The organism is Tenacibaculum sp. TC6, from assembly GCF_050606265.1.
Lineage (GTDB): Bacteria > Bacteroidota > Bacteroidia > Flavobacteriales > Flavobacteriaceae > Polaribacter.
Genome location: NZ_JBOCUK010000034.1, coordinates 26,601 through 36,884 on the forward strand (window position 1 = coordinate 26,601; position 10,284 = coordinate 36,884).

The 10,284-nt window shown below is 31.9% G+C and carries 8 protein-coding genes; 4 read left to right on the forward strand and 4 right to left on the reverse strand.

Annotation, left to right across the window (positions count from 1 at the left end; translation table 11 throughout):
- Positions 1–14: 14 nt before the first annotated feature.
- Positions 15–554, forward strand: a complete 540-nt coding sequence (locus ACQY1Q_RS14700) for a hypothetical protein (RefSeq protein ID WP_431006081.1) — start codon at positions 15–17, stop codon at positions 552–554.
- Between the two features lie 40 nt (positions 555–594).
- Here the strand turns inward: ACQY1Q_RS14700 and ACQY1Q_RS14705 are convergent, their stop codons facing one another.
- Positions 595–1,803: a M24 family metallopeptidase gene (locus ACQY1Q_RS14705; RefSeq protein ID WP_431006082.1), complete on the reverse strand. Its 1,209-nt coding sequence runs from the start codon at positions 1,801–1,803 to the stop codon at positions 595–597.
- A 167-nt stretch (positions 1,804–1,970) separates the two neighbouring features.
- Here ACQY1Q_RS14705 and ACQY1Q_RS14710 point away from each other — a divergent pair, with 167 nt between their 5' ends.
- From ACQY1Q_RS14710 to ACQY1Q_RS14720, 3 genes are all read left to right on the forward strand, one after another.
- Complete coding sequence (locus ACQY1Q_RS14710; protein WP_431006083.1) at positions 1,971–5,006, forward strand: aminotransferase class III-fold pyridoxal phosphate-dependent enzyme; 3,036 nt, start codon at positions 1,971–1,973, stop codon at positions 5,004–5,006.
- A gap of 241 nt (positions 5,007–5,247) precedes the next feature.
- On the forward strand, positions 5,248–5,724 hold the full coding sequence (locus ACQY1Q_RS14715; RefSeq protein ID WP_431006084.1) for a YybH family protein: 477 nt from the start codon (positions 5,248–5,250) through the stop codon (positions 5,722–5,724).
- Positions 5,725–5,789: 65 nt separating this feature from the next.
- The gene (locus ACQY1Q_RS14720; RefSeq protein WP_431006085.1) at positions 5,790–6,224 is read left to right on the forward strand and encodes a hypothetical protein; all 435 of its coding nucleotides are present in this window, start codon (positions 5,790–5,792) and stop codon (positions 6,222–6,224) included.
- A 30-nt stretch (positions 6,225–6,254) separates the two neighbouring features.
- Here the strand turns inward: ACQY1Q_RS14720 and ACQY1Q_RS14725 are convergent, their stop codons facing one another.
- The 3 genes from ACQY1Q_RS14725 to ACQY1Q_RS14735 form a co-directional block, all read right to left on the reverse strand.
- Entirely contained in the window at positions 6,255–7,940 is a 1,686-nt protein-coding gene (locus tag ACQY1Q_RS14725; protein WP_431006086.1) for a MutS-related protein, read from the reverse strand.
- Between the two features lie 206 nt (positions 7,941–8,146).
- The gene (locus tag ACQY1Q_RS14730) at positions 8,147–8,803 is read right to left on the reverse strand and encodes a hypothetical protein (protein ID WP_431006087.1); all 657 of its coding nucleotides are present in this window, start codon (positions 8,801–8,803) and stop codon (positions 8,147–8,149) included.
- Between the two features lie 137 nt (positions 8,804–8,940).
- Positions 8,941–9,726 (reverse strand): dienelactone hydrolase family protein, encoded by a 786-nt coding sequence (locus tag ACQY1Q_RS14735; protein WP_431006088.1) that lies wholly within the window; start codon positions 9,724–9,726, stop codon positions 8,941–8,943.
- Between the last annotated feature and the right edge of the window lie 558 nt (positions 9,727–10,284).

The following is a 10,284-nucleotide window of genomic DNA, read 5'->3' on the forward strand; positions in this document are numbered from 1 at the left end:
GTAGTTTATAAAAAATGGGAGAGATTGAAATTCTTTCTTTAAAGCTTAAAAGGCATAACGTAGTTTTTTCTCATAATATTGAAGAGCATACGTTATCGATAGGAAAAGTAAAACTATTAAAAATAAAGTATGTTATTGGAGTGCTATGTTTAAGCATTGCCGTTTTATGTCTTTTTTTATTAGTGTTCTTAAACGTACCCTTTGGAAGAGTTATTAATTATGTTGTATCTGGAGGTATAGGATTTTTTGGGTTAAAAAATCTAATAGATTATTTTAATTTGAAAGAGAATAATGTTCAGGTACTAATAACTAAAGAAGGAATTAATATAGATGCTGTTTTTATAGCTAAAGAAGATATTTTAGAAATAAATGTACATGTAGATTTTGAGGAAGAAGGTAATAGCTCGGGATATATTTATGTTGATTCGTTAAAAGGAAAAAACAAACTCCTTGTTTTGATAGGTAGTGATTATAAATATCTCAAAAATGATTTGTTGTTTATTAAACAGTTCTTCATTAACTTTTTAGGAATAAAAAATACAGTAAAAATATAAAAAGCTCTTATATAAGAACTTTTTATATTTTCAATACTTATTAGTACCCAAAAGGATTATCAATAGAAAGCATAGGCTCAGTAAACCATTTTGGTCCTGTTTCCGTAATATAAATATGATCTTCATGGCGAATACCAAACTCATCAGGTACACAAATCATGGGTTCATTACTAAAACACATTCCCGGTTTTAAAACGGTAGTTTCATTACTAACCATATAAGGCCATTCATGAATATCTAAACCTATTCCATGCCCTGTTCTATGCGGTAATCCAGGTAGTTTATAATCAGGTCCCAAATGGTGTTTTTCTAACACATTTCTGGAAGCATTGTCAACATTTTTGCATAATGCTCCGGGTTGAACAGCATTAAAAGCCGCTTGTTGAGTTTCTTTTTCAATATTCCAAATAGAACGTTGTTTTTCTGTAGGAGTTCCAAATACATACGTTCGGGTAATATCAGAAATATAATCGTATAACTTACATCCGGTATCAATTAAAACAACTTCATTTTCTTCTAGCTTTTTAGGTGTTTTTACACCATGTGGAAAAGAAGAATCTACCCCGAAAAGTACAATACAAAAATAAGACCCGGAAGGAATTCCGTAGCGCTTATGAGCCTCATGAATAAAATCAGTTACCTCTTGAGTACTAATACCAACATATAAAATTTTGGCAGCTGCTTTTTGTACTTCTAAAGTAATATCCATAGCTCGTTGTATAATAGCTATTTCATTGTCAGATTTTATCATTCTACAAGCAGCAGTAACAGTTTTAGCATCTTTAAAATCATATTGCTGTGATAATAACCCAATTCCGTTAGTAACAAAAAAAGGAGTTGCTTCATCTATTAAAATAGTTCCTGAAGTAATTCCTTTTTCGTTTAATAAAGAAATAAAAAGCTCATACGGACTTTCGTGTTCTTCCCAACAACAAACATTACCTTCAATCAACATAAAGTCTAAAATAGTGCCTTCTTCAAATTTTGGAGCAATATATTCCAAACTTCCGTTGGCGTACAAAATAGCTCCAACCATACGCTCACTAGAGTTCCATTTAGTACCCGTAAAATAAAATAAATTAGTGCCGGCATGTAAATACATGGCCTGAGCATTATGCGTATTTAATAAATGTACAGCCTTTTGAATACGTTGTTCAAACTCTTCTTTTTGTATAGGTTGAATATCACTAATCTTAGGCGTAATTTTGGCTAATTCTTTTGCGGCAGTTGAGCCACCAATTCCAATCATAAACTAAAAATTGCAGTTGTAAAAGTAAAAGTAGTGTATTTCCAGAAAAAACAGATGATAGAATATTACCCGTAAATGATGGAATTTATCCGTTTTATAAAATAATCAACTAATTAAAAACATGTACCTTTAAAATATAATTATACTTGTACTTAAAAGAAACTTATATGGTATATCAAGATATAAAGATGAGTAAAGAACAGGCAGAGAATATTTTGTATGAACTATTCAATATTAAAGGTATAGCCGTTGAATTACCGGGAGAAATTGACTTTAACTTTAAAATAAAAGTAGCTAATTTAAACAGCTATATACTTAAAATTTCAAGGCCGGAAGAAAACCTTGCCTATTTAGAATACCAACAAGGATTGCTAAATTATGTAGCCAATAAAGATAACAACAGCCCTAAAGTACTTAAAGATATAGAAGGAAATGAAATAGCCGCTATAATAGATAAAGAAGGTAATAAACGATATGTACGCTTATTAACGTGGGTAGATGGCAGATTGTGGAGTTCGGTAAATCCAAAAACCAATGAATTACGATTCAGTCTGGGAAAAGAAGCCGGAAAACTTACTAAAGCTTTAACAGGTTTTTCGCATGAGGAAGCCAACAGACCTTTTGAATGGGACATAGCCCAAGGAAGTTGGACGGAGCAATATCTCGATTTATTTTCTACAGAAGAAAAAGAAATACTACAGTATTTCCAAAACAGTTTTAAGGCAACTCATAAAAGCTATAGCCAATTACGAAAGGCAGTTGTACATAATGATGCTAACGATAATAACATTGTAGTTTCAGAAGAAATACTGAATCCTGAAGTAAAAGCAATTATCGATTTTGGAGATGCTATATACACCCAAATTATTAACGATGTTGCCATTGCCTGTGCCTATGCAATTATGGATTTTAACAATCCGTTAGAAGCGGCGTTGCCTATTGTAAAAGGATATCATAGTGAATTTGAATTAGAAGAAAAAGAGCTAGCACATTTATACCATGCTATTGCCATGCGTTTGGTAATTTCGGTGACCAAATCGGCCATTAATAAACAAAAAGAACCGGATAACGACTACTTATTGATTTCCGAAAAACCGGCTTGGCAACTTTTAAAAAAATGGAAAAATATTGCTGCGGAATTTGCAGAATATTCGTTTAGAGAAGCCTGTGGCTTTACCGCACACCCTAAAGAAAAAGCATTTAAAGAATGGGCAGAGAAGCAACAAATAGGATTTTCAACCCTATTTCCAAGCATTCAAAAAGAAGCCGTTTATCCGTTAGATTTAAGCGTAGAAAGCCTGTGGTTGGGAAATTATGCCGAGTGTAACGATTTAGATGCTTTTCAGTTTAAACTGCAACAATTACAAAAAGAACACTCTGGTAAGTTAATTGCCGGAGGGTATTTAGAGCCCAGATCTTTATATACTTCGGATGATTTTGATACCATGGGGAATTACGGTAGAGAAAGCAGAACCATACATTTAGGAATCGATTTTTGGTTACCTGCAGAAACCCCTGTACATGTTCCGTTTGATGGAGTAATTACTACAGTAACCAATAATAATAAATACAAGGAGTACGGTGGACTTATTATAGTAAAACATCAGGTAGAAGCGGTTGAATTTTACACTTTATACGGTCATTTATCATTGGCTAGTTTAGCAAATAAAAAAGTGGGTGATATCATACAAAAAGGAAGTTGCTTAGGATTTTTGGGAACCACAGAAGAAAACGGAAGCTGGGTACCCCATTTACATTTTCAAGTACTGCTTTCTATGTTGAATTATGAAAACGACTTTCCGGGAGTAGCTTATTATTCTCAAATTAATGTTTGGAAAAGTATATGTCCTAATCCTAATTTACTGTTTAAATCAGAAGATTTTCAGCAGTTAACCAAAAAAACCAATGAAGAAATTACCCATTACAGAAAACAACATTTAGGTAAAAGTTTAAGCCTTCAGTATAAAAAGCCGATAAAAATGGTACGAGGGATGGGCGTGTATTTATTAGACCAATACGGAAATAAATACATAGATACGGTTAACAATGTGGCGCACGTTGGGCACGAGCATCCTGCCGTTGTAAAAGCAGGACAGCAACAAATGGCAGTTTTAAATACCAATTCAAGGTATTTGCATGAAAATATTAATCAACTAGCTAAAGAATTAATTGCCACGTTACCACCCGAGTTAAATGTGTTGCATTTTGTCAATTCCGGTTCAGAGGCTAACGAATTAGCCATACGTATGGTAAAAGCAACTACTGGGCAAAAAGATATCATAGCCTCAGAAGTTGGTTATCACGGAAATGCGAATATGTGTATAGATATTTCATCATATAAATTTGATGGAAAAGGAGGCAACGGTGCACCGGAACATACCCATATTATTCCGTTGCCTGATACTTTTAGAGGAAAATATACAGGAAAAGATGCCGGAGAGCAATATGCAGAAGAAGTAGCCAAACAACTTAAACATATTAAAGAAAATGGCAGAAAGGTAGGGGCGTTTATTATTGAACCCATAATTTCTTGTGGTGGGCAAATAGAGCTACCGGAAGGATTTTTAGCAAAGGCTTATGAGCATGTACGAGCAGAAGGCGGGTTATGTATTTCAGATGAAGTACAAACCGGTTGCGGCCGTATGGGGAAAACCTTTTGGGGATTCCAATTATACAATGTGGTGCCGGATATTGTTACCATTGGTAAGCCTTTAGGCAACGGGCACCCACTGGCAGCAGTAGCCTGCACACAGGAAGTGGCAGAAGCATTTGCAAACGGAATGGAGTATTTTAATACGTTTGGAGGGAATCCGGTATCGTGCGCTATTGGAACCAGTGTATTGCAAACCGTAAAGAATGAAAAACTTCAGGAAAATGCTTTAGAGGTAGGTAATTATTTAAAAGAAGGACTTACAACTTTGGCTGAAAAATATCCAATGATAGGAGAGGTTAGAGGGCAAGGATTGTTTTTAGGGTTTGAGTTGGTAACAACCGATAAAAAGCCACTGACAGCACAGGCTGTTTATTTAGCCAACCGAATGAAAGACCATAAAATATTAATGAGTACCGACGGTCCGGATAATAATGTCTTAAAAATTAAACCGCCTTTGGTGTTTTCATTGAAGAATGCAGACGAACTCCTGTTTTTCTTAGACAAGATTTTTCAAGAGGATTTTATGCAGTACACTAAAATAAGCGTTTAGAATTTTGTTAGTTTGCTTGTGAACTGAACGAGTGTAAGACCGTCACAGTGAAGCAAACACTTTTGCTGTGGCAGTCTCTTTGAATCGAGAAATTACTTCAGTCGTTACCACTGCTTCGTAATGAACCGAAAGGAAATTTGTAGTACACCCTAAGTGAACTTTACTATATTTGATTAACCTAAAAGAACTTTGATAACTATTAAAACACTAAAAAATAAAAGTTTAAATTAAATTTATTTGTATGAAACAAAGAATTATACTGACCTTAGTAGTGATTGCTACCCTTTTTTCGTGTAAAGAAGCTGTAAAACCAACTACAGAAGAGAAAACGATAACAGAGCAAATACCCGAAGAACAGGAAAAACAAGAAATATTAGCGGTAATGAAAGCGCAGGAAAAAGCCTGGTCTAATCACGATTTAGAAGGATTTATGCAGGGCTATTGGAAAAGTGACTCGTTAAAATTTTACGGACGTAATGGTATAACGTTTGGTTGGCAAAAAACACTGGATAATTACAAAAAAGGGTATCCAACCCAAGAACATTCAGGTACCTTAAATTTTACCATTAACGATATTTCTAAAATAGAAAACGGCGCTTATTTTGTAATGGGTGAATATCATTTAGCAAGAACCATTGGCGATGCTAACGGAGTTTTTATGATTATTTTTAAAAGAATAAACGGTGAGTGGAAAATTATAGCGGATACTTCGTGTTAAAATGTGTTAGTTATTTATGATTGAATTTTTATTGGTGAGATGTTAGAGGAGAATTACACAAAAACATGAAAGGAAAATCAATACCCGAATGTTCTAATTTTGAGTTGTTAGATTTGATATATACCGGAATATCACGATCGATTAAACGAGAGGCAGAACAAGAATTAAATTCCAGAAATTTAACACCTGAAAAAAGAGAAGAGCTAGAACAAGAATATGTACGTTTTAAAAAAAATCAAGAGGCGAGAAAAAATGAACCCTTAACTCATGAAGAGTGGTGGTCGTTTTTCTTGTTACCGTTTTTTACTCCCAGGCCAAGGTATAGAGATGATCATTTTACAATAGCTGAAATGAACCGTTTTGAAAAATATGGTTTTGATAAAAAATTAAAAGAAGCCCAAACGGTAAAAACATTAGGGCTTTTGTTTTGGTATTTAGTTTTTATTATCGGATTTTTAATAGTTACGTACTTACATTTAGAACCTACCAATAATCATTAAAAGAACAGTTTTTTCAGAGATTTTATTTCTTTAGCTACTTGTGTACTGAGTATCATTATTACGTACAGTGTTTTTAACAGTATAAATTTTATCTAATTCTTTTGAAATTTCAATAGCTTCACTAACAACTTCTTTAGGGTACTCATTAATTTCAAGTATTTTAATTGCGTTTCTGTTTGTGAGTCTTCCTTCTTTTAATTTATAGTCAAACCCAACAGTTTTGTTATTTACTGTTTCACTAAAATGATACAAATCATATTCGTTAGAAAGCATATCCGTTAATTCTATATCATGTGTTGAAACGAGTACTTTATTAGATTGTTTAGCAAGAGTAGATAAAACAGCTTTTCCGGCAGCAATACGTTCTACCGTATTAGTGCCTTTAAATAGTTCATCTAATAAAAAGAGGTTCTTATTTCCGTTCATACTTTCTTTAAGCATTTCTTTAACCGTTACCACTTCTTCAAAATAATAACTTTTATCATTCATAAGATCATCACTTATTCGAATAGCAGAAAACACTTTTAACAATGGAAAAGTGATTGATTTAGCAAAACACGTATTAATTGTTAATCCGGTTATAACATTAAGCCCAATTGCACGAATAAAAGAGGTTTTACCGGACATGTTTGATCCTGTAAGTAGTATGGACTTTTCCGCTATTTTTATACTGTTTGTTGAACAGTTAAAAATTAACGGATGGTAAATCTCTTCAGTAGCTATTGTATTACCATCATTAATTGTTGGTAAACAAAATGTATCAAGTCCTTTTCGTAAAGATGCAATTGAAATCAATGCATCAATATGCCCAACAAATTTAAAAACGTTTTCTATTTCTTCTCTTTTAGTGTTTAACCTTTTTAAAACACCAAATAATAACAATGGTTCAAGTAAAAACATTGTTTTAAAACTCTCAAAAAATAGCCAAGCTATAATTTCAAATTCTCCTTGAAGTTTGGCTTCGAGTTGAAAAAAAGACATCCTGTTTTTAACTTCATTGATTAATTTGATTGACGCTGGCAAGTCAGGATTTATTTTTTTGAATAAAGGGTTGGCAAATAAATGGGAAGCTACTGCATTCAGTTTTAAAAGTTGAGGAATAGAACTTACATATTGAACCAAGTTATTTTTGTTCCAGTAGTGAAGTACAAAGTTTATACAAAATACGCCTACTAAAGCCACGAAAAATAATGGATTAAAAAATCCTAAAATAAGTAAACCTAAACTGGTAAATGATAATAAGGGGATAACAAAAAACCATTTAGGAGGCGATATGTGTTGTTCTTGAAAAAGCGTTGTGATATAGTATGCCTCTTTATGATGTAGATTCTTAATTTTTTTTTGAACCGATATTCTTACTTCCGGATTGTTTGTTAACTCGTTTATGAGTTCTTCATTTAACCGAGTTTGTTTTTCATTTACGTTTAGGGTGCGCAGATTGTTATAAAGGTACTGTTGCCCCACTTTTGAAGTTGTACGGTCAAGAAACATAAATAAATCATCAAAATCCAAGTCGTTACAGGTCTTATCTGATAACACTTGGTGTGCTTTGGAATTGTCTTTGTTTCTGAAATATTTTTCAATGAGCTCAAAATCAAAGGAACCATCTTTTAGTTTTCCAAAAGATTCTTTTAATTGTTGGTCTGCTTTCTTTTTTTTATTAAATGATATTTGAGAAAAAGCGTAGTTAATTTGAAATAAGATGTCTTTAATCATTAAATCATTAGTGTAGATTTTTTATTAAATGTTACATGAATAGTTGAGTAATCATTAAATAAATTTTTCTTCAAATTACCCTTTTTAGTTTTCTAACAAAAGGCGGGCTAATCTAAAAAAGAAGCCCTTAAAAAGCTTCTTTTTTATCTATTGTTTTTACCTCTTGTGCAACAGTTACCAATGTTATAAAAAGTTTTTATGTCGTTTCAATTATACCTTCTTGATTCTTCACCAACAATTCTATTTTCGTAAATTTCTTCAAGTTTTGTAAGTTCTTCTTTTTCAGAATTAAGAATATTTTTAAATTCTTTTAAAATTAGTTCAATTTTATTTTCTGATTCTGATATTTGTTTGTTTCGTATTCTTATTTTCTTTGTTAATCTTGAAATATAAAGCAACAATACCCCGATAATAATTGATACAATTGAAATGGAGATAATCACTTTATAAACTTCATCTTCAAAAACGTTATCAATACCAATTCCAATTAAAGCACTTTCAAAAAGAGATGTAGGAGTTACTTTACTTGTGTTTTTAAGGTTATCTAATGTTTCTACAAAAGCTTTTGATGCAATTTCTTTATATTTATTATGTATATTTTTAACTAAATATTCGTCAATTTCTGTATGGTTATACACCCATTGCGTATTGGTGTAAATTAATAAACCGGTAAAAATTAACAATAATGAAAGTAGTATAAGTGTATAACGTTTTATTATAAGATAAGTAGTACTAAAAAAACGTTTTAGTTTAGTTTTGGAAAGTTCTTTTTCTACAAGCTCTAAAAATTTGATTTGGGTTATTAATTGTTGATTTCTTTCTCTTTTATTTTGTATTACTATATTTAGTTTTGTTCTGTCCATGTTGATAGTTGTTAGTAATGGTTGAGTTTTAAGCTATGCGTAATTGTATGTTTTAGTAGTTCATTTAGCAAGTATACACCAAACTGAAAATCCGCGAGAACAAGCAATTATTTATAGGCATTGTTAGTATACGTTTATCAATTTTCATTTACCCAACTTAAAAAATCTATAAAGACATCATTCAAATGTTTTTCAAATTTTCCGTTTCCCATTTCTTTTCCAAATATGTGGTCTAAATTTGGATACGCTTTAAAAGTTAGGTTGTTCTTTTGATGTCTTATAAACTCTATCGGAATTAAATAAGCCGATTCAAGTGCTACTGCTTGGTCTTTTGTCCCGATTGCTGCAAATATTGGCTTTTCAATTTGCAATAAATTTTCAATTGGTGGCTCTGAAAAACCACTCCATCTTTTATAACTATTGTTGTTTCCTTGCCAAAACTTATCTGTAGCATTTGGATTAGCTATAATGTTCTTTAAATCTATGAATAACGAATCGATTTTCAATTTTGCTTGTTCTTCGGTCAAGTTTCCTTTATCAACATCTTTTCTGATAAAAGTTACAAAGTCAATAAATTGCGTATTTCCACCACCTGACCAATATCCAAAATGCGTAATTTTTTTGTTTATCGTTCCCAATTTCGCCACAACATCACTACCTTCAGAATGTCCAAGTGCTATAATTTTTTGGAACTGATTTTTATGATTTTTTAGTAGGTCGTTGATTACCTGATTAGCTTGGGAAGCTCTGTAAGCTAAAGTTTGATTCTCATAATATGCTTTTGGAATAGGATATTCTTTGTCCATTTCTGTTATGAAAGGAAATCCTTTTTTTGAAATTACCACAAGTAAATAATCATCTGTTAAGAGTTTGAAATCAAGAGGAATTACCGTTCCAACGTAGGTCTTCCCATCTTCTTCCATTGTTTGATAGAGAGACATCGCCTTTGAACCTTGGATATATAGTAATACATTTTTTGTTGAATCAATACTCCTTTTTGAATATGTATGATAGTTTATTGTATCGTTCTTTAATATAACAGAATGATGCTTAAATGCTTGTATGATTTTTGTTCTCTGTGCGAAAGAAATAGAATAAATACTTAATAATAGTAGTGTTGTTAATAATCTCATATATTAATTCTTTAATTTATTCAAAAGACTGATTTAAAGACAGAATGTTACAATAATTATTTTTAGAAAAGTTATCTCAAATGTATACTAACGATTTGTATAAGGCAAGTGGGGCAGTAAAAAGGGATAACCATTCAAATTAACACTGAGCCAAAACGTTGTATTTTGTTTTTATCTTATTCATTTTAAAAGCCAAATCAACGATTTGGCGGTGTTGTTAAATAGTATTAAACTTTCGGAAATCACTAAACGACCTATTTGCTATATACCGCTTAAGTTAGCAATTGTTTAAATTTAGTAATAAAAACCAGAAAGAAAAAGCGTAGAGTAAGGTTATGATATACGTTG